17 protein-coding genes and 1 pseudogene are annotated in these 19,780 nt (G+C 68.2%); 7 read left to right on the forward strand and 11 right to left on the reverse strand.

Translation table 11 applies throughout. The features are described from left to right. Positions 1 to 242: 242 nt before the first annotated feature. Together ABZ564_RS29915 and ABZ564_RS29920 are read right to left on the reverse strand one after the other, a co-directional pair. On the reverse strand, positions 243 to 482 hold the full coding sequence (locus ABZ564_RS29915; RefSeq protein WP_360862256.1) for a DUF397 domain-containing protein: 240 nt from the start codon (positions 480 to 482) through the stop codon (positions 243 to 245). Further along, positions 479 to 1,264: a helix-turn-helix transcriptional regulator gene (locus ABZ564_RS29920; RefSeq protein WP_360862285.1), complete on the reverse strand. Its 786-nt coding sequence runs from the start codon at positions 1,262 to 1,264 to the stop codon at positions 479 to 481. The genes ABZ564_RS29915 and ABZ564_RS29920 overlap by 4 nt, the downstream gene beginning before the upstream one ends. Before the next feature lie 152 nt (positions 1,265 to 1,416). On the opposite strand from ABZ564_RS29920, the gene ABZ564_RS29925 reads away from it, so the two are divergent. Together ABZ564_RS29925 and ABZ564_RS29930 are read left to right on the forward strand one after the other, a co-directional pair. Continuing rightward, positions 1,417 to 1,845 carry an ATP-binding protein gene (locus ABZ564_RS29925; RefSeq protein ID WP_360862257.1) on the forward strand — a complete coding sequence of 143 codons (429 nt, stop codon included), beginning with the start codon at positions 1,417 to 1,419 and terminating at the stop codon, positions 1,843 to 1,845. After that, positions 1,842 to 2,195 (forward strand): DUF3224 domain-containing protein, encoded by a 354-nt coding sequence (locus ABZ564_RS29930; protein WP_360862258.1) that lies wholly within the window; start codon positions 1,842 to 1,844, stop codon positions 2,193 to 2,195. The genes ABZ564_RS29925 and ABZ564_RS29930 overlap by 4 nt, the downstream gene beginning before the upstream one ends. On the opposite strand, the gene ABZ564_RS29935 is transcribed toward ABZ564_RS29930, so the two are convergent. Next, positions 2,189 to 2,905 (reverse strand): DUF4232 domain-containing protein, encoded by a 717-nt coding sequence (locus ABZ564_RS29935; RefSeq protein ID WP_360862259.1) that lies wholly within the window; start codon positions 2,903 to 2,905, stop codon positions 2,189 to 2,191. The genes ABZ564_RS29930 and ABZ564_RS29935 overlap by 7 nt on opposite strands. A gap of 331 nt (positions 2,906 to 3,236) precedes the next feature. Here ABZ564_RS29935 and ABZ564_RS29940 point away from each other — a divergent pair, with 331 nt between their 5' ends. Further along, positions 3,237 to 4,688: a helix-turn-helix transcriptional regulator gene (locus ABZ564_RS29940; protein WP_360862260.1), complete on the forward strand. Its 1,452-nt coding sequence runs from the start codon at positions 3,237 to 3,239 to the stop codon at positions 4,686 to 4,688. Positions 4,689 to 4,727: 39 nt separating this feature from the next. Here the strand turns inward: ABZ564_RS29940 and ABZ564_RS29945 are convergent, their stop codons facing one another. Together ABZ564_RS29945 and argS are read right to left on the reverse strand one after the other, a co-directional pair. Continuing rightward, positions 4,728 to 5,972: a choice-of-anchor A family protein gene (locus tag ABZ564_RS29945; RefSeq protein ID WP_360862261.1), complete on the reverse strand. Its 1,245-nt coding sequence runs from the start codon at positions 5,970 to 5,972 to the stop codon at positions 4,728 to 4,730. A 246-nt stretch (positions 5,973 to 6,218) separates the two neighbouring features. Then, complete coding sequence (gene argS / locus ABZ564_RS29950) at positions 6,219 to 7,988, reverse strand: arginine--tRNA ligase (RefSeq protein ID WP_360862262.1); 1,770 nt, start codon at positions 7,986 to 7,988, stop codon at positions 6,219 to 6,221. A 144-nt stretch (positions 7,989 to 8,132) separates the two neighbouring features. Between argS and lysS the strand changes: the two genes are divergently transcribed. After that, positions 8,133 to 9,881 carry a lysine--tRNA ligase gene (gene lysS / locus ABZ564_RS29955; RefSeq protein WP_360862263.1) on the forward strand — a complete coding sequence of 583 codons (1,749 nt, stop codon included), beginning with the start codon at positions 8,133 to 8,135 and terminating at the stop codon, positions 9,879 to 9,881. Between the two features lie 67 nt (positions 9,882 to 9,948). On the opposite strand, the pseudogene ABZ564_RS29960 reads toward lysS, so the two are convergent. Next, positions 9,949 to 10,680: pseudogene (locus ABZ564_RS29960) on the reverse strand (hypothetical protein); the annotation flags it as partial. A 293-nt stretch (positions 10,681 to 10,973) separates the two neighbouring features. Between ABZ564_RS29960 and ABZ564_RS29965 the strand changes: the two are divergent. From ABZ564_RS29965 to ABZ564_RS29975, 3 genes are all read left to right on the forward strand, one after another. Beyond that, positions 10,974 to 11,396 (forward strand): hypothetical protein, encoded by a 423-nt coding sequence (locus ABZ564_RS29965; protein WP_360862264.1) that lies wholly within the window; start codon positions 10,974 to 10,976, stop codon positions 11,394 to 11,396. After that, the gene (locus ABZ564_RS29970) at positions 11,396 to 13,474 is read left to right on the forward strand and encodes a hypothetical protein (protein ID WP_360862265.1); all 2,079 of its coding nucleotides are present in this window, start codon (positions 11,396 to 11,398) and stop codon (positions 13,472 to 13,474) included. Before ABZ564_RS29965 ends, ABZ564_RS29970 begins: the two co-directional genes overlap by 1 nt. Before the next feature lie 311 nt (positions 13,475 to 13,785). Further along, positions 13,786 to 14,229: a hypothetical protein gene (locus ABZ564_RS29975; protein ID WP_360862266.1), complete on the forward strand. Its 444-nt coding sequence runs from the start codon at positions 13,786 to 13,788 to the stop codon at positions 14,227 to 14,229. Positions 14,230 to 14,419: 190 nt separating this feature from the next. Here the strand turns inward: ABZ564_RS29975 and ABZ564_RS29980 are convergent, their stop codons facing one another. The 5 genes from ABZ564_RS29980 to ABZ564_RS30000 all read right to left on the reverse strand — a co-directional run bounded on the left by ABZ564_RS29980 (position 14,420) and on the right by ABZ564_RS30000 (position 19,733). Then, entirely contained in the window at positions 14,420 to 14,701 is a 282-nt protein-coding gene (locus ABZ564_RS29980) for a hypothetical protein (protein ID WP_360862267.1), read from the reverse strand. Between the two features lie 429 nt (positions 14,702 to 15,130). Continuing rightward, positions 15,131 to 15,421 carry a hypothetical protein gene (locus tag ABZ564_RS29985; protein WP_360862268.1) on the reverse strand — a complete coding sequence of 97 codons (291 nt, stop codon included), beginning with the start codon at positions 15,419 to 15,421 and terminating at the stop codon, positions 15,131 to 15,133. Between the two features lie 93 nt (positions 15,422 to 15,514). Beyond that, positions 15,515 to 16,084, reverse strand: a complete 570-nt coding sequence (locus ABZ564_RS29990; protein WP_360862269.1) for a DUF6262 family protein — start codon at positions 16,082 to 16,084, stop codon at positions 15,515 to 15,517. After that, positions 16,081 to 18,594, reverse strand: a complete 2,514-nt coding sequence (locus ABZ564_RS29995) for a site-specific integrase (RefSeq protein WP_360862270.1) — start codon at positions 18,592 to 18,594, stop codon at positions 16,081 to 16,083. The genes ABZ564_RS29990 and ABZ564_RS29995 overlap by 4 nt, the downstream gene beginning before the upstream one ends. Next, the gene (locus ABZ564_RS30000) at positions 18,594 to 19,733 is read right to left on the reverse strand and encodes a tyrosine-type recombinase/integrase (RefSeq protein WP_360862271.1); all 1,140 of its coding nucleotides are present in this window, start codon (positions 19,731 to 19,733) and stop codon (positions 18,594 to 18,596) included. The genes ABZ564_RS29995 and ABZ564_RS30000 overlap by 1 nt, the downstream gene beginning before the upstream one ends. Positions 19,734 to 19,780 lie beyond the last annotated feature (47 nt).

Raw genomic sequence — 19,780 nt, forward strand, 5'->3', positions numbered from 1 at the left:
CCACCGATCCGGTGCCCGCCGAGGAGCCCGGTGCCGCGTGCGACGTCCAGGGCCACGTGCAACGACTCCGCGAGCAGCTGAAGACGCGCTGAACCTGCCGCCAGGGAGTCAGGCGATGCGCCGAGCTGTACGGCTTCGGCGCGGTAAACGAGGTCGACGCACTGGAGCGGGTGCTGAAGCAGGCGGAGGGCCTGGCAGAGGCGGATGGCCTGAGCCGGGCCGCGGCAGCCCCTGCCGGCCGCTCAGGAACCGATGTGCGCGGCGAAGGCCGTCCAGGTGGTGGGGGCGAGGGTGAGCGTGGGGCCCTCGGGGTTCTTGGAGTCGCGGACGTGGACGGCGGCGGGGTGGGCGGCGATCTCGACGCACTGCCCGCCCTCGCTGCCGCTGTAGCTCGACTTCTGCCAGTCGTAGGCGACTTCGAGGCACTGGCCGCCCTCGTCGCCGCTGTAGCTGGACTTGAACCAGGCGCGTGCAGTGCTCATTGCTCTCCCAGCAGGCTGTCCAACAGGCCCACGGTTTCTTCGGGGTTGAGGGCCTGAGCTCGCAGCATCGCATACTTCTGGGACAGGATGCTGACCTCGTCAGGGTCGGAGACGAGCAGGCTCCCGCGCTGTGTTTCCGAGTAGGCGACGCGCTGGTAGTCGGGTGTTTCGAGCAGTGTGAAGGGCCCGTCGAGGCCTGCATGTGTACGGTGGTTCAGGGGGAGTACCTGGAGGCAGATGCCGGGGAGTGCGGCGCATGCGCGCAGGTGACGCAGTTGCCGTGCATGCTCCTCGTCGTCGACGAGTTGAAGTCTCACGACCGGCTCCCAGATCACGAAGCTGATGGTCGGGGGCTGGTCGCGTCGCAGGATCTCCTGTCGCCCCAGGCGCCCTGCGGTCTGTTCCACGATCTTCTCCTCGCTGAAGACCGGCACCCTGTTGCGGAACACCGCACGCGCGTACGCCTCTGTCTGGAGGAGCCCGGGAACGACCTGGTTGTCGTACCAGGACAGTGCGAGCGCCTCCCGCTCCAGGTCCATGTACTCCTCCGCCCACGCCGGAATCAGATCCACCTCCGGCATGTTCTCCACCGCCGTCGCCAGCGCCCCCTTCGTCTCCAGCAGGGTGTCCATGCGGCGGGCCAGGGGCAGTTGGAGGGCGCGTCTGCCCTGCTCGATGGAGGCGATGGTCTCCGGCTGGGTGCAGGTCCGTTCGGCCAGTTGGCGCTGGGTCATCCCGGCGGCGGTGCGGAACTGGGCAACCAGCGCGCCCACCAGCCTCATCGCCGACGCGTTCTTGCGCTGCCGCTTCCTGGGTTGCATACGGTCCCCACTTCCCGCCCGCGTCCGTACTTCACGCGCGCGCGACCCGTACAAGAAATCTGTACGGGCGCGCACACTGCGACAGCCTAGTCACCGAGTGTGACGCTCGCTTCATGAACGAGACGATGCAACTCCCGCTGCTGCGCGAGCGGTTCTTCCGGCGGGAGCGCCGGTCGGTCCGGGAGGCCCGGGAATTCGTACGGAGTGCGCTGGCCGACTGGAGGGTCGGCGAGGTGCGGGCGGACGAGGTGGTGGTGTGCGTGAGCGAGCTGGCCACCAACGCTCTGGTGCACGGGGTGCCGCCCGGGCGCGGGTACCGGTTGATGCTGTGGCTGCGGGACGAGGGGCAGGTCCGGGTCGAGGTGCACGACAGCGGCGACGGGGAGCCCGGCGTGCGTGAGCCGGACGGGGAGTCGGGGCGGGGGCTGGTGATCGTCGACGCGTTGGCGGACCGGTGGGGCGTAGGGGAGCGGGTGCCGGGCAAGGTCGTGTGGTGTGAGTTCGGTGTCCAGGCACCTACGGCCGGTCCACGATGGCCATGAAGAGCACCACCGCGCTCCCGGTCGGTGTGGCGACCGTCGTGAAGACCTTCGAGGGTGAGGTGGCAGGGCGGTCGACGACGCTGGTCACGGCCGCCTTCGGCCAGGAGACCGGCGTCGGTCCGTACATCGCCGTGGAGTCGTTCGAGGGCGTGCTCGCCGGGCGCGAGGGGACGTTCGACTTCGTGCACCCGGCCACGACCAGCGGCAGCGACCGTACGGGCGAGTACTTCACGATCGTCCCGTCGAGCGGGATCGCCGCCCCCGCCGGGATCGGCGGGGGCGGCGGGATCGCCGTCGACGAGGACGGCACGCACCGGATCCGGTTCGACTTCGAGCCGGCCGGTCAGTAGGTGAGCGCGTCGTCCATCTCGCTCTGCCAGTAGGTGACGAAGCCGTTGTCGTCCCAGTAGGTCTCACCGGGCAGCGTCAGCTCGGCCGGCGGGGTGTTGGTGGAGGCGTTGTCGCGGTCGGCGAAGAACACGCCGAGGCGGGTGCTCTTGTACGGCTTCCGGCCGTTCGGCTCTCCGGTCAGGCCGATGGCGGCGTATGCCGACCGGCCCGGCGCGAGCGTCACCACGGCCTGCGGCTTGCTGTCCTGGAGGACCTGGAACACCGCCTGCGCGCCGTCGAAGCGGAGCATGGGCGCGTGGTACGCGTAGCAGGGGCGGTCACCGGTGTTGGTCATCGTGAGCAGCAGGTGGTTGATCGGGCGGCTCACCTTGGTGACGGTGACCTTCGTGTTCGAGCCGGTGCAGGTGGCCGGGGCCTTCGGCTCGGGGGCGGGCTTCTCGGCGGGCTTGGTGGCGGGCTTGGCGGCGGCCGGGGTCTTCGGCTCGGCGTCGGCGGCCGGGTCGGTGTCCGTCGGCGCCGTCGTGTCCTTCTTCGGCGTGGCCGAGGTCTGCGGCGAGGGTGACGTGGCGGTGCCCTGGTCCGCCGCCGAGCCGGCCGCGGCCGGCTTCTTCGCGTCGGTGCCGTCGTCTCCGCCGCAGGCCGTGAGCGACAGTGCGGCGAGCAGGGCGGTGGCCGCGAGGACGGTGGTGCGGATGCGGTTGCTGCGCATGGTGGTACTCCCCGTAAGTGTGGGTTGGTCTGTGGTCTGTGGTCTGTGTGCTGTGGTCAGTTGTGGCAGATCAGGAGCAGGACGATCGTGCTGGTCACGATCACCACCCCGATGGCCAGCGCATCGGTCAACTCGATGCGGAAGAGGGTTCGCACTGGGCCGGTCCCCCGTGGTCGCTGTGGTGTGGTCCGAGCTTGGGGCACGACGGATTCCGGCCGCAACGCCCGCCACACCATTGGGGATGCTGGAATGCCTGCGCGTACTGTGACCTGGGCAGATTCCACGTCCCTGGAACGCTGATCCGGGACGGACCAGGAGGGGGAACGCCGTCATGGCGACACCGGAGGCCGAGGAACTCGCGGGCCTGCTGAAGAAACTGAAGGACCGTTCGGGGCGCAGCTACGGGGTGCTGGCCGGCCGACTGCACGTCAGCACGTCGACGCTCCACCGGTACTGCAACGGGGACGCCGTGCCGGGCGAGTTCGCGCCCGTGGAGCGGTTCGCCCGGCTCTGCGGGGCCACCGCCGACGAGTTGGTGGAGATCCACCGCCGGTGGATCATCGCCGACGAGGCGCGGCGGCGGGGGAAGGCGGATGCCGCGGCGGCGGTGCCGGGCGAGGTGCCGGGCGGGGCGTCGACGGGTGTTCCGGTCGAGCCCGAGCCGGTACGCGCGGAGCCGGAGCCCGCAGCCGCCGAGCCCCAGCCCGTATCCGTACCCGCACCCGCCGAGTCCGAGCCCGCGCCCGCGCCCGCCGAGCCGGCGTCCGCACCCGTGGAGCCGGCGTCCGCACCCATGGCGTCCGAGCCCGGCCCCGTACGGGTGGACCCGGACCCCGCGCCCTCCTCCCGCTGGCGCCGGGCCTCCGCTCGTACGCGGGTGCTGCTCGCCGTCGCCGCGGTCGTCGCGCTCACCGTGCCCACCGCCGTGGTCATCGGCCGGGTCAAGGAGGAGACCGGTCCGGACACGGCCATCGGTCTCTCGAGCGGGCGGAGCACCGCGGAGGGGAAGGACGCCGCCGTCGTGTCCGCGTCCCCGCCGAGCCCCTCGCCGTCGGTCAGCGCGTCGAAGCGGCCCAGCGCCTCCGCGAGTGCGAGGAGTTCGGTGAGTCCTTCCGTACGGACGTCACCGTCCGCCTCGCCCACCACCAGCCGGCCCGAGAGCGCTACCGGGCGGCCGCCCACGGTCACCATCAGCTCGTACAACTGGGAGGAGCCCTGCGGGCAGTACTACCTGCTCGGCCAGGACCCGGCGACCGTGCCGCCCCCGCCGCCGCCCACCGGCACCCGGGGCTGGGCGCGGGCGCTCGGCGGGGTGGACGGCGGCAGCATGAAGCTGGAGCTGACCGTGCAGGGCACCTCCTCGCAGGCCGTCGTCCTGACCGGGCTCCAGGTGAAGGTGCTGAGCCAGCGGGCGCCCGTGCAGCAGCCGGCGTTCTCGATGGGCGACGGCTGCGGCAGCGGCATCGAGCCCCAGTCCTTCGACGTCGACCTGGACGACAGCCGTCCCACGCTCACCCCGGTCGCCGGGAAGCAGGGGGACGAGGTCGTCCCGGCGAAGAACTTCCCGTTCCGGGTGTCGTCCAGTGATGTGGAGGTCTTCGACCTGGACGCGCACGTGGAGGGCCACGACGTCAGCTGGTACCTGGAGCTGGAGTGGAGCAGCGGCGGCCGGAAGGGCACCCTGCGCGTCGACGACGGCGGCAAGCCGTTCCGCACCAGCAGCATCGCGGGGCGCCCGGAGTACTACTACCGCTACGACACGTCGGTCTGGGAGAAGCGCTGAGCGGTACGCGATCCGGGGACCGCGTACCGCTCGGGCGGGTCAGGCGCGCTTGCGGCGCCGGGCCATGACGACCAGGCCCGCACCGGCGGCGACGACCACGGCGCCCCCGACGGTGACCGGGATCATGTCGCCGCTGCCGGTCGTCGCCAGGTCGCCCTCGGGCCGGGAGGGACTGGCGGACGGCGCCGGGGTCCCCGGGGCCGTCGAGCCGGACGGGGTGGCGCTGCCGGTCGGCGCCACCGGGGCCGAGGGGGTGGCGGTCGCCGGGGGCGTCGTGGAGGGCGTGCCGCTCGGGGTCGTACCGGGCTTCGGGGTGCCGGGGGCCTCGGGGAGGCAGCCGGTGAACGGGAAGTGGTGCGTCTCCGCGCCGCCCGAACCGTGCAGCGAGGCCACCCAGACCGAGCCGTTGACAGGGGCGGCGTTGCCGAGCTCCAGGTGCGCGTACGGGGCGAGCACGCTGCCCGGCCAGGCGGCCTGGCTGTTCTTGACGATCCTGGTGGCGTTCGGGAAGTTCCACAGCAGCCTGGCGCGGACCGCGCCGTCGTCCGCGCTCTGCGTCTTGTCGTCCAGGACGAAGTCCTGACCGCCCGACAGGAAGAAGCCGGTCGTGCCGGCGGTCGCCATGTCGTACGACTGGCCCGTGACGTTGACGATCGTCGTCGCGCCCGCCGGGACCTCGACGAAGACCTCCTTCGCCTTCTCCAGCTGCGAGGCCTGGACGGAGAAGACGTTGCGGCCGCTGTCCGTGCCGGTCAGCGTCAGCCGGTTCCCGTCGAGCCGGGCCTCGGCACCGGCGGTGGCCGGCTCCTCGGCCAGGGCGTCCGAGTAGGAGCGGAGCTTGGCGAACTCCCCGTCGAAGTCGATGAGATCGGCCTTCTTGCCGAATGTGCCGTTGTGCATCTCGACGGCGCGGCCCTCGACCGTGCCGCCGACGACGGCGTTGCCCTTCATCACGACGGTGGCCGAGCCGCCGTTGACCAGGTCGCCCCGCACGACGAGCGACGCCCGGCCGGGCAGCGCGTCGACCTGGGGGGCCGTCAGCTCGTTGCCGACGCTGAACCCGCCGCTGAAGTCGGCGTTGCCGCCGACGGCCACGGCGCCTTCCGCGTCGGGGGAGTGGACGTCGTCCCCGAGGACGAACTCGCCGTACTTCCCGGCGATCCCGAAGGCGTCGGTGGTGCAGTCCGCCGAGGCGGAGGTGGCCTGGGCGGCCGGAGCGACGGTGAGCCCGAGAACGAGGGCACCGCCGAGTGCCGCGAGGGCGGTGGAGGTCGGTATGCGCATAGTGCGTGGTTCTCCCGCAGAGCAGTCATGAAGGTTCTGTGGCGACTTCGGCCATGATTCTCATACTCCCGGAAATTGGTCAATACCAATGGGGATTCAGGTGGGTGACTCCGTGTCGGACGGCAGGGGGCGGCCGGGAAAAAGGGGCGGCCGGGAAAAGGGGCCGAGAAAAAAACGGGGCCCGGCGGCACCGAAGTGCCGCCGGGCCCCGCCGACTTCCGCTGACGCGGGCCGGTCCGGAGCCGCTCAGAGCCGCTCGGGCGTCCGGATGCCGAGCAGCGCCATGCCCCGGTGCAGCGTGCGGGCGGTGAGCTCGACGAGGAACAGCCGGTTCTCCACCACCTCGGCCGGGTTCTCGTCGCTCAGCACGTGGCACTGGTCGTAGAACGTGGTGAGGTGCGACGCCAGCTGGTAGAGGTACGCGGCCAGCTTGTGCGGCTCGTAGTGCGCGGCCACCTCGGCCAGCACCTCGCCGAACTGGTCCAGGTGCAGGCCCAGCGCCCGCTCGGCCGGGGCCAGCTCCAGCTCCGGGTGCGCGACCGGCCTCGCGTCGCCCGCCTTGCGCAGGATCGACTGGATGCGCGCGAACGCGTACTGGAGGTAGACCGACGTATCGCCGTTCAGCGACACCATCTGGTCCAGGTCGAACTTGTAGTCCCGCACGGCGGAGGTCGACAGGTCCGCGTACTTCACGGCGCCCACGCCGACGTACCGGCCGTTCTCGACGATCTCCTCCTCGGACAGGCCCACCTTCCCGGCCTTCTCCCGGACCACGGCCGTCGCCCGCTCGACCGCCTCGTCGAGCAGGTCCTCCAGCCGGACCGTGACCCCCTCACGGGTCTTGAACGGCTTGCCGTCCTTGCCGAGCACCGTGCCGAACGCGAGCTGGTGCGCCTTCACGTCGTCGTTCAGCCAGCCGGCCCGCCGGGCCGTCTCGAAGACCATCTTGAAGTGCAGCGACTGCCGCGCGTCCACCACGTACAGCAGGGTGTCCGCCTTCAGGCCCTGCACCCGGTCGCGGATCGCGGAGAGGTCGGTCGCCGCGTAGCCGTAGCCGCCGTTCGTCTTCTTGACGATCAGCGGGACCTTGTTGCCGTCGGGCCCCAGCACGTCGTCGAAGAAGACGCACAGCGCACCCTCGGAGCGGACGGCGACGCCCGTCTCCTCCAGGATGCGGCAGGTCTCCTCCAGCATGTCGTTGTACCCCGACTCGCCGACGATGTCGGGGTCGGAGATCTCCATGTCCAGCTTGTCGAAGACCGAGTAGAAGTAGATCTTCGACTCGTCCACGAACCGCTGCCACATCGCCAGCGTCTCCGCGTCGCCCGCCTGGAGCGCGACCACCCGGTCCCGGGAGCGCGCCTTGAACTCCTCGTCCGAGTCGAACAGGGCCCGCGACGCCTTGTAGAGCCGGTTCAGCGAGGACATGGCGGCCTCGCCGTCCTCCTTGCCGCCTTCGTGGTCCAGCTCGTGCGGGTGCTCGATGAGGTACTGGATGAGCATGCCGAACTGGGTGCCCCAGTCGCCGATGTGGTGGCGCCGGATCACGGACTCGCCGGTGAACTCCAGGATCCGCACCATCGCGTCACCGATCACCGCGGACCGCAGGTGGCCGACGTGCATCTCCTTGGCCACGTTCGGCTGGGCGTAGTCGATGACCGTGGTGCCCGCCGCCGCGTTCGCCGGAACGCCCAGCCGGTCGCCGTCCGCGGCGCGCGCGGCCAGCGTCTCCGTGATCGCCCGGTCGGTCAGCGTGACGTTCAGGAAGCCGGGCCCGGAGACCTCGACGTCCTTGATCAGGTCCGAGGCCGGGAGCGCGCCGGTGACCTGGGCGGCCAGCTCGCGCGGGTTGCCCTTGAGCTTCTTGGCGAGCGCGAGGATGCCGTTGGCCTGGAAGTCGGCCCGGTCGCTTCGGCGCAGCAGCGGGTCGGCGGTGCCGGCCTCCGGCAGGGCTGCCATGAGGGCGTCCGCCAGCTGCTGCTGGAGCGTGGAAGCGAGGGAAGTGACCGAGGCCATGAGCTGGCTGCCGTTTCCGTAGGGGTACAGGGGATGATCCCGAGTATCCCACGGCCCGCGCAGCCGTACGCAAAGTCGTTTTCGCGCTGCGCCCGGCACCTGGGAGAATGGGGACGTCCCTACGAGCCCACCAGAGAGAAGGACGTGCCGACCGTGGCTCAGAGTCAGAGCAGCACCGAGACCGACTGGGTCTCCCGCTTCGCGGACGAGGTCATCGCCGAATCGGAGCGTCGTGCGCCTGGCAAACCGGTCGTCGTCGCCTCCGGCCTCTCCCCGTCGGGCCCGATCCACCTGGGCAACCTCCGCGAGGTCATGACCCCGCACCTGGTCGCCGACGAGATCCGCCGCCGCGGCCACACCGTGCGCCACCTGATCTCCTGGGACGACTACGACCGCTACCGCAAGGTGCCGAACGGCGTCCCCGGCGTCGACGAGTCCTGGGCCGAGCACATCGGCAAGCCGCTGACCTCGGTGCCCGCCCCGGCCGGCTCCGCCCACCCGAACTGGGCCGAGCACTTCAAGGCCGCCATGACCGAGTCCCTGGCCGAGCTGGGCGTCGAGTACGACCCGATCAGCCAGACGGAGCAGTACCTCGCGGGCACCTACCGCGAGCAGATCCTGCACGCCGTGCGCCACCGCGCGGACATCGACGCCGTCCTCGACCGCTACCGCACCAAGAAGGACCCGGCGGCCGGCAAGAAGCCGCAGCAGAAGAAGGTGGACGAAGCCGAGCTGGAGGCCGAGGCCGGCTCCGGCGCGGCGAGCGAGGACGACGGCAGCGGCGGCTCCGCCGGCTACTTCCCGTACAAGCCCTACTGCGGCAACTGCGAGAAGGACCTCACCACCGTCACCTCGTACGACGACGACACCACCGAGCTGAACTACACCTGCACGGCCTGCGGCTTCGCCGAAACGGTCCGGCTGAGCGAGTTCAACCGGGGCAAGCTGGTCTGGAAGGTCGACTGGCCCATGCGCTGGGCGTACGAGGGCGTGATCTTCGAGCCCAGCGGCGTCGACCACTCCTCGCCCGGCTCCTCCTTCGTCGTCGGCGGCCAGATCGTCCGCGAGATCTTCGACGGCGTCCAGCCGATCGGCCCCATGTACGCCTTCGTCGGCATCTCCGGCATGGCCAAGATGTCCTCCAGCAAGGGCGGCGTGCCGACCCCGGCCGACGCCCTGAAGATCATGGAGGCCCCGCTGCTGCGCTGGCTCTACGCCCGCCGCAGGCCCAACCAGTCCTTCAAGATCGCCTTCGACCAGGAGATCCAGCGGCTCTACGACGAGTGGGACTCGCTGGCCCGCAAGGTCGCCGACGGCACGGCCCTCCCGGCCGACGCCGCCGCGTACGCCCGCGCGATCGGCACCGCCGCCGGCCAACTGCCGAGCACCCCGCGCCCGCTGCCGTACCGCACGCTCGCCTCCGTCGCCGACATCACCGCCGGTGCCGAGGACCAGACGCTGCGCATCCTCAGCGAGCTGGACCCGGAGAACCCGCTCACCTCGCTGGACGAGGCCCGCCCGCGCCTCGACCGCGCCGAGAGCTGGATCACCACCCAGGTCCCGGCCGAGGCCCGCACCGTCGTCCGCGACGAGCCCGACAAGGAACTGCTCGGCTCGCTCGACGACGAGGGCCGCGAGTCCCTGCGGCTGCTCCTCGAGGGCCTGGACACGCACTGGTCCCTGGACGGCCTGACCACGCTCGTCTACGGCGTGCCGAAGGTCCTCGCCGGACTGGAGCCCGACGCCAAGCCGACGCCCGAACTGAAGACCGCCCAGCGGACCTTCTTCGTCCTGCTGTACCGGCTGCTCGTCAGCCGCGACACGGGCCCGCGTCTGCCCACGCTGCTCCTCGCGGTGGGCGCGGACCGGGTGCGGAGGCTGCTCGGCGCGTAGGCGCGCGCATGAGCCGAGGGGCCGTCTCCCAGGGTGGGAGGCGGCCCCTCGTGCGTGGGTCGGGGTGCTACGCGATGTGCTCGGCTTCCAGCTCCGCGTGGTAGCGCTGCTTGAAGGCCGGCATCAGCTGCCGGAGCAGGGCCTCGCTGCGCGGATGGCGGACGTTGTGGCCGTCCGACAGGTGTATGTCGAGCACCGCGACGCTCGGGTAGTCGTTGTTCTCGGCGACGAACGCCGAGAAGACCTCGTACGCGATCTCGACGAACTCGTCGTCCTCCCGCGCCGATTCCTGTACGGGCGCGGGTGCGGGTGCCGGTACGGGGGCCTGGGCGGGTGCCTGCTCGGGTACGGATTCCGGTCCGGGTTCCGGTTCCGGCGCGGGCGGCTCGAAGTTCGGGTCGTACCCGCCCTCGTAGACCTTGTCCGGCACCGGCTCGGCGAACCAGGGGCTGCCGTGGTTCGCGGGGAGCTCCGGGTGCTGCTGGGCGGTCTCCACGGCGGGGGCGGGGGAGGGCGCGGCGGCTACGGGTTCGGGCGCGGTCCGGACCTGAGCGGGGGCCAGGGCCGGTGCCGGGGGCAGGAGGGCCGGTTCGATGCCCGCGGCGGCCAGTCCGGCGGGGCCGGTCTCGGCGAGGGGGACGCCGTACTTCGCGAGGCGGAGCGGCATCAGGGACTCGACGGGTGCCTTGCGGCGCCAGGAGCGGCCGTAGCGGGCCTGGAGGCGGGCCTGGTAGATCAGCCGGTCCTGTTCGAGCTTGATGACCTGCTCGTAGCTGCGGAGCTCCCACAACTTCATCCTTATCTCTATGCGATGCAACGTCTATGCAGGTGGAGGCGTTAAGGAGAAGTCTGGAACGTGAGTTACACGGTCGCCTAAAGATGCCCTCGACCTGCCTCAAGGTGTGGCCGCTTGACTCGCTCCCTCCGGACTTGTGGGGCGCACTTGCGGCATCAACAGAATCCAGCCACCCTGCTGGCTCGACGCCCGATCCGATCGGAGTGGTCATATCATCCCCGTACAAGTCACAGTGAACAGTGGGTCCTTCGACCGGCAGGACCGAGCTGTGACTGACGTACATGGGGGAGTTTGTCGTGACAACATCGGCCGATCTTCTGCTCACAGCCGCTGCCTCCATGGGGGGAGCCATGGGCACGGAACTCTGGAAGCCCGCTCTCAAGAGCCTGGTCACATTCCGGCGCCGTCGTCACGGTGGGGCAGCGGAGGGTGAAACGGAGACGGTGGCCCGACTCGACTCCCTCGAGCAGGTAGTGGCGGCTGCTGAGCCTGACCAGAGGCAAGCCATGATCAACGCCGTGGAACCCCAGGTGCGTGAGATCCTGGCCTCCTGCGTTGGCGACGAGCCCGACACGATCCAGGAGCTCATCGATGCGCTGAAGGCGCAAGGGGTGGAGCCTCCTGCCGATGTCTCGGTGAAGCAGGACGTCAAAAACAACTTGGTCTTCGGTAATCAGAACGTTGCCGGCCGGGACAACAACTTCGGTGGTGCTCGCTGATGTCGTCGCCGACCCCGCCTTCGAACGACCCCACGGTAGAGCAGGACGTCAAGGGCAACTTCGTCGCCGGCGATCAGAACATCGCCGGTCGGGACAACATCATTTCGAACTACCTGACCGGGCTGCGACACCTCCGCCCTCATCAGGTCGACCCGGACAAGCTGATGCCGGCGAACCGCTTTGTCAGTCCGGGCAACAACTACGACAGAGCCGCGCAGGCCGTCCGACTGTCCTTCGGGAGTACGGCGAACGTCCGCGTCGTGGTCCTGCTCGCTCCTGAGGAACACGGTCGCAAGTCGGCTGGGCTCCGGCTGCTGGCGGCCACGAACATTGCGGCTGGTCGAATATTTGAGCTGCTTCCCGACTGGGACGAACCAGACGTGGCCTGCCTGCCGGAAGAACGTGGCGCGGGCTATCTCCTCAACCTGCGCGGCGTCACTCAGCCTCTCCCTGATGCCTTCTACAGCGATCTACTGACCTACGCGTCCGGGCTGCGCGAGGCAGGCAGCTACATGGTCATCACGGCCACGAAGACCATCTGGTCCCAGGCTCGGGCAGGCGGGCCCCATCCCGAGATCCTCGTGGTAGAGATCGCGCGTCCCAAGCCCGATGATGTCGTGAAGAAGTACCTGGAGAGTGACGAGGAGACGCGGGACCGCTCCGGGTGGATCGATAACAAGGAAGGCGTGTTTTACGACCTTCTGCCGGAAGACTGCTCCCCTGGTAAAGCGGTTCGGCTGGCTTCGATCATCGCGAAGGCCAAGAGTATCGAGGACAAGGATGCCCTCGATGAGTACAAGGGCTGGGAAACTCACCTGAGTGACTGGTTCAGAGGCGGCAGAGAAGGCGTTGAAACACGAGCCGTCCGAATTGCTGGCGCGTACCTCAACAGGGCGCCCGGTGCGGTTGTCCTGAACAGTGCTGACCTCCTGCTTTCCGCGCCGAAGATCAACCTGCCCACACCTGAGGGCGGACTCCTCGCGATGCCGGACGTGCCGAGCCGACTCGAACCGGCGGGTATGTCTTTCGACGTGGACACGGGCGTTGCATCTCTCGTCCATGAGTCTCAAGGGCCTGCGATCCTGCAGTACCTCTGGACACAGCACACTCAGTTGAGCCAAGAGGTGTTGATGCAGTGGCTGCAGGACATCAGCCAGGGCCCGGCCAAGGGTCACCTCGATGCTCTTGCTTCCGCGTTGACGCAACTCGCTGAGACTGTGGGTATTGTCCCGATCTTCGACCTCGCAGAAGGATGGCTCCGCAACGGGGGCAAGCAGCACCTGGAACTCGTCGGAGATCTGGTTTCTGATCTCGCCGTGCACCCCACCCTCGGAAGTCGGGCGAGGGCCGAGCTGGCCAGATGGGCCGCAGGAAAGTCGGAGCCGGCACGGCAGCGTGCCGTTGCCCGAGCATGCTCAGGTTCGTTCGGGAAGAAGTACCCCAGCCAGGCCCTGACCCGGGCACGCTACATTCTGAACGCCCCCGGCTCTGCGGAGGCCTTGAGGGACGCCACCATGGCCGTGCGCGCGCTAGCGTCCGACGTTGACCTTGCGCCTCTCGTGACCGACACCGTCATCAAGTGGATTACAAATGCCGGAAAGCCGACCGGAACGGAACTGAACGTCTTCTACGACGTCTTCAGTGTGCCCTCAAGTTCTGATCAGCTGGAGAAGTCGCCGCTCGCCGTGGCACTGACGCAGCCAGGCGACTCGGGCGACGCGATACGTCGGCGCCTGCTCGAAGGGTGGCAGCACATCATCGCGCAAAGCGTGGACGTCTTCCATGCCCAACGCATCTTGCTGGACTGGCGTCAGGGTGCGGAAAAGGGGCTACTCCCGCCGGGGCCGATCGTCGATATCATCTTCGCGCTCGGCTGCGTTACGGGGATCGTCAATCCTCCGATCAGAGACGTCGTCATGGAAGACGGGCCGCTGAAGGAGACCCTGATCGCTGCCTTCTTGGAAGAGTTCCATCGGACTTATCGGACAAGCAATGGATCTCTTCCTGCGCCCTCTAGAAACGCACTTATCGAGAGCAGTCCCGAAGGTGTGACTGAGGCGGATCCCGAAACGCAATGATCTGGATCCTCAACTGGTTGAAGGAGCGGCGAATCACTGATCGTCGCTCCTTTCTAGCGGCCCTGGAAAGCAAGGATCACGGGCTGCACTATCGCGCTGTAGTTCGCTACCGGTGGAGGCTCAATTCTGATTCTCCTGCTCCTCGCCCTCTGGCCCCGGACGCGCTGGCCCGGAATCTCCTTAGGGAAGAACTGGCGAGTGTGGCCAGAGAATGTCGAGTGTTGGATCATGTCGCCGCAGCGGACGCAATGAACTCCACGCTCAGTCAAGAGCTTTGGGATCACGAGCGACGTCTCCGAGTGCAAGGACGCGTGCGAATTCGCGTCCCCAAGCTGACGAGAGAGGCGGCGCTGCGGCGGGCTGAAGAAGAAGAGGCACTACGGTCAGCACATGCGCGCGAGACGGTCGAACTTGAGCTACTGCTCGACCGTCTCGCGGACCCGGTACTCGGTCCGGTCTGGTGGGTCAGCCGCTACGCCGACCTCCAGTTCGCGGCTGGTGACCCCAAACAGAAGGTCAACTCCGTTCTGGACGCCTTCAAGCAACTTCAGGAAACGCTACATGCCGCGAGGGTCGATCAGACCTCAGACGAAAAGCTCCTCGTCCGCCGGAAGATTGAGGAAGTGTTCAGCGTCATCGAAGACAAGGAGACCCTATCGCTTGCACTCCAGGTCATGAACCGGACTATGGAGTACCTCGGGATACACGGGATGGGAGGTGCGCGGCAGGCTTCAACGGCAGCGGACACAACCTGACGCAGGGGCCGCGCGCAGAGCCTTGACCAACAGCCCCGCACAAGGGCTCGGACCTTTCGCGGACGGGATCAGGCGTATGGACAGCAAGCATCTCTCCGGTCCGAGGTAGAGCGGCCAGAGAGTCCGCAGAGGACCTTGCTGGGGATGCGCCGAGGTCCTCTGAGCGTCAGATGTCCTGTACGGCCCTGTATCAGACGGCGATTACACCATCACCGTTGTCGTGCACAACCGCCTGCCACGCCAGAGTGGGGCACTCGGCGACGAGTAGCGTGTCAAGTCCGTCCGGACCGCCAGCTGCCACGACCTGACCGAATACCTCTTCTTGGACAGGGAAGTTTCCTTGGAGCGCATCGCAGTGCTGGCACCCGTTCGTCAGCTGTCGTTCGCGCATGGTCCTGCTGTATCGGGACTTCACCGGCGTCGTCAGATCCGCCCGTTTGTTTCGTTCCAGAAGGTGCACGGCGAGTTCCATCGTCCGAGGGTTCTCCGTGGTGAAGAGCCCGCAGTAGCCGCGTGCCGGGCGAGCGGGATAGAGGCCGGCGATACAGGTGGTGGTCCGCCCGCACTTCCAACAGGATCGGTTTAGACCGAGAACACGAAGATGCAGGACGGCAGCGTATCCGGGCGGTGGCGATGAGGGCAGAGCGATCTTGTCGGGGTCAAAGTCGCCCGCTTCGGCGAGCTCGTCAACGTGACGGCACGTTGGGCAGCGCACCTCCCAGGTGCCGCTCTCGCTTCGCTGCAAGAAGCCGCCGTGCGCAGCTACCCACACCGAACACAAGGTGCACCCTCCTGCGAACCGGTTCTCCACGCTCTTCCCTTCTGTGATGCGGTGTTCGCGAGCTGATCAGCTGGGTCAGGATCCAGCGCGTCCATGGACGCCTGCCTGACACCGCTTCGTTCAGCTGCCGCTCGCGGATCTCTGAGCGGACCGCATCTCGGAGAGGAAGTCGGGACTGAAGAGGCTGGCGCGCAGGGGAGTCCGTTCGGGCCGGGGCGCCTTCAGGTGCCAGATCCACCGCCCGTAGACCCCTCGTAGCCGGGCACGTTCGAGTTGCCAGAGGCTCTCCCACTTCAACGCCTCTTGGTAGGTGAGGCCGGGGTTGTCCAGCGTCCATAGGTGCAGGCGCCGTGCCATGCGTGGGGCCAGGAGGAAGTGGATGAGGCGTACCGGGCTCCGCCACGGGGCCATGGCTCTGTTCCTCCTCTGGATGTGACCGTGCTCAGCACCGGCATGGTACGGGCGATTCCGTCGTGCCGGTGCTGAGTGATGGCAGGCCTGAACCTACGTGGCACGCATCATCTTGCGCAGGCTCTGTCGGGCCGCCGACAGATCATCCTCCAGGCCTTCGATTGTGGCGCGCAGCGCCTTGTTGTCGGCTTGAGCTTGCTGGAGATCCTTGGTGAGGGCAGCGTTCGCGCGGTTCAACTCATCCATACCGTCTCTGAGCGCGCTGGCGTTGGTGTGGTTCAGCTCTGTCCCAAGCCGGAGGCGGAGCCGTTCTCGAAGTCGGTTGCGTTCTTCGCGGAGTTCCTTGATCTGCTGCTGGGCGAGTGCGAGGTCGGTTTTGAGGCTGGCGTTGCTGACGCGGCTCTGTGGCGGAACGGCATCGGCTGTCGCCTCGATACCCAGCTCTTCCTGGCGTCGGCGGGCCGCCTCGATGGGTTCGCGCAGTCCAGGGGAATACGCGAGCCAATTGGAGACGCCGGCCTCCTTGGCCACCCTGGCGAACGTGATCTTCGTTCCTGTGCGCTGTAGGGAGTCCAGGACCTCCAGCACGCGGCGGCGCTTGTTCTGGCTGTCGCGTTCACGCGCCGCTTTCAGCGCGGCAGCGCGGGCTTCGCGAGCGGTCACTGGTCCTCCTTGCGTTGCTTGATCACTGTCAGAGGCAGCAGTTTGTGGGAGGTAGTGGCCCGTGCCTTGCGGAGGATCTTGCTCGCTTCCTCGATCTGTTGCCGCTCGTCGTCCGGTAGCGCCGTCAACTGGTCGCGCATGGTGGTAGCGACTTCCTGGAAGCTGTCGATCTGGGCTTCGATGTTGGCCAGTACGAAGTCGGCAGCTCCGATGGCGTCAGCGGTCTCGCGGTCGGACTTCAGGCCGCGTACGTGATCCTCGATGGCGGGCAGGTAGGACGGGTCGGGGCGGTAGAAGGTACAGCCCGAGCACTGGAACCTGATGGGACAGGAACCACCACCGGCTTTGACGTTGGAGGGCTCGGTGCAGTTTCCGAACGGGACGGCGACCGAAGCGATCTCGTACTTACTCTGAGGGAGCGGAGACGACCGGCCAGTGCGATCCACAGCCAAGGGCGCCAGCGTGCGGATGGCCTCCCGCTTGCGCTTCAGCGTCACCTGGTAGTAGCCCATGGTCGTATCTACCGAAGTGTGATCCATGAGATCGCGCAGCACGTCGACGGGGACACCGGCATCTGCATGTCGCTGGGCGTAGGTGTGCCGGAAGGCATGCGCGGTGATCAAGGAGCGGTCGAAGGGCAGCGGGTGTCCATCCGCTCCCAGAATGTCGCTGTCGATGCGAGGGAGCGCGTCGACCCAGGTGCGCAGCGCTGCCGAGATGCTGTCGGGCCGGATGTGTCCGTTGCCCCGGCCGGAACCGTGCAGGGCGCTGGGAAAGAGCCACGAACCTGCTCGTTCGGTCAGCGGTAGCTCGGCGCGGCGCCGTTCCCAGAGGTTGACCAGTTCGGCCGTGCTCTGCGGGATGGGCAGGCGGCGGCCGTTCCGTTTGGCTTTGTGGTTGTCGTAGACCAGCTGGTAGTGGCCGTCCTCCTGCTCGATGCAGCCCACCTTGAGGCTCGCGACCTCGCCAAGGCGGCGCCCGGTGTCACGCAGGACGGCGTAGGCGGTCTGGTGGAACAGTCGTGAAAGATCCTTCGGCCAGCCTCGGTGGGTGACGTCCACGAGGTGGAGCTGAGCATCGAGCTGGCGGACGACGGAGTCGGGCAGGGCTCGGCCGGCGTGTTCCTCGTTGACGTCGACCGGGGCCACGCGATGGTGGCGGGCCCGACTGAAGGTACCGGGCACGTTATCCATCAGCCCGCTCGCACGTGCGAACTCCAAGACCGAGAACCATGCTCTGACCAGCTTGTCCTGGGTGGCAGCCGCACGGGGTTTCCCGTCCTTCTTCCGGGACTTCTTGATTGCATCGACGGCCGCCGTCATGTCTGCGGCGCCCAGGCGCGAGGGTTCCTCGCCTCCTCCCACTCGCTGGGCCAGTCCGTCGGAGGCGGCTGAGAACGCCAGGAGGGAGGTGCGCAGATCCTGGATGGTCGGCCGAACCGAGCGGGCCCATTCCATGAGAAGTGCACGTAGCCATGCCTGGCGGACGACCCGGAAGTCGATGTCACCCTTCACCGCGTCGTAGCGGCGATGCGTCGCGGCCCACAGGCCCACGGCCGCGGCGTCCCATACGTCGCCTGCCATGGGATCAGCACCCTCGTACTGCCGTCGTGCGCGTTCGACCATGCGCTGGATCTGGCCCAGCAAGGCACGCGCTGGGCTGCTGCCTTTCTCCCTGCCGAACCGCAACGAGGCCAGGTCCAGGCCGCACAGGCTGTCCACGTCGGCGACGGCCGCGACGGCGAGTCGCACTGCAAGTGGACTGATGCTCAGTCCCTCTCGGTCGCGCTCCTGCAGACCGAGCAGCAGCTCATGGGCGACGACAGGATGAAGCCCGCCGCACCAGAACTGATGGACCTGGAGGAACGGCCCGACAGCCGCTGCCCACGCCAGAAGCTGGTCAGGGGTGCGGTTACCGCTGCAGAGCTCACGGCGCCACTTCCCGTGGTGCGACGTGCACAGCCGGAGCTGCTGCTGCTCCCGGTTGCATCCGCCCACAAGGCATTCCCCTTGGTGGCGCAAGGGGCGGGGAGCGGCCGAGGCCTGCCAGTCCGCGACCTGAAGGTCGGGAGTTCGTCTCCTGCGCTCGCTGAACGCGGAGGCATGGGTCGGACAGAGCCCATGGCTCACCGCCTCCCGGGCACACCCACCCGTGTGGTCGGCAACCAGGCACGCCTCGCGATCCGAGGCCCCGCGTACCCGCCGCTTCCGCGACGGCCGGTAGGTCGCGTCGAACTCCTCGTCCGACAACTCGCTGGCCCGCGCTGCAACACTGCAGGGCGAACACCGGCCGACCCGGCCAGGACAAGGCGTCCGGCAGGCGGCAACCCTGCAGCGTGAGGCACTGGTGGCGTCGTTGTCCAGATCGCCGTCGAAGAACATCCGCTCGTGGTCCCACTCGTCCCGACGCCAGTCGGGCTGCACGTGTTGGCGCAGCCAAGCCAGCCAGCCTGCCCGCGGCATCTCGGGCTCCGGGCGCGAGGGCAGGGCTGAAGCGATCACCTGCTTCATCACGCGGTCACCGCCCGCTGTGCGGCCACGCGCTCCACGGCGTCGCGCTTCTCACGCTCGTTGGCGTGCAGGTAGATCGCGGTGGACGCGGCCGACACGTGCCCCATCAGCTGTTGCACGACGTCGATCGGCACGCCGGCTCGAACCCAGGCCGTCGCGGCGGTGTGCCGCAGCATGTGAGGACGCACGACGAACCCGCACTGCCGCGACAGTCGCTCGAACATGCCCTTTGCTGCCTGATAGGTCATCGCCTTGCCCAGAGGCCTCTGGTAGAGGTTGACGAAGACGAGGTCGTTCGCTTCCGCCTCGATCACGGCATCGCGGTCGGCGCGATAGGCCACGTATTCGGCGACCGTGGGCCCATCGACCGGCACGACTCGCGGATAACGGGACTTGGCCAGGGCCTTGTTCTCGTTGTCCCGGCGGTGCCGCACGTGGATGTGGGCCCCGGACACGCTGCAGCCGAGGGCACGGGAATCTGGCAGGAAGTGCATGTCCTGCCTCCGCAGCCCCAGGGCCTCTCCGATACGGATACCGGTCGCCAGCATCAGCACCACCAGGAACCGGTCGCGAGCCGTACGACAGCCGGCCACCACCGCAGCGACCTGCTCCTCGGACAGTGCCTCGTAGGGCTTCTCCACCTCGCGTGACTTGATTGCCTTCGCGCGCACTGTGCGGAATTGCCCGCGCTCACCGGTATCGAAGCCGGGCGGTGGTGTCGCGAGATAGCGCGGCTGCGACAAGCGGACCGCCACCTCCGGCGAGACCACGCCGTGAAGAGCGCAATACCGCAGGTACTCCACCACCGCCGTGATCGTCGCGTTGACCGTCGCCCCGGAGCGTGACTTGCCTCGTCGGCCAGGAGTGGACTCCAGCCAGAACCGGAAGCGCGCCATCGAGGCCAGCGTGATGGTCCTCCAGTCGACCGCGTACTCGGCGCACCAGGCCAGGAACAGGGCCAGGCGCCCGGCGTAGACCCTGATGGTGTTCACGGACCGGTCCGCACCGTGCAGGAACGTCAGGAAGTTCGTCCCCTCCCGGTGGATCGCGAGCTGGGGATCGAGGATGACCCAACGAGTGCTCTGTACATCCCCAGTGGGAGACAGGGCCCGTTCAGCTTGAAAGGTGTCGGCGTTCATGCCGTACCTAACGTGACTCCCGCGTTGTAGATACTTGTGAGCCACGA

The organism is Streptomyces sp. NPDC019224 (assembly GCF_040632605.1).
Taxonomy (GTDB): Bacteria; Actinomycetota; Actinomycetes; order Streptomycetales; family Streptomycetaceae; genus Streptomyces.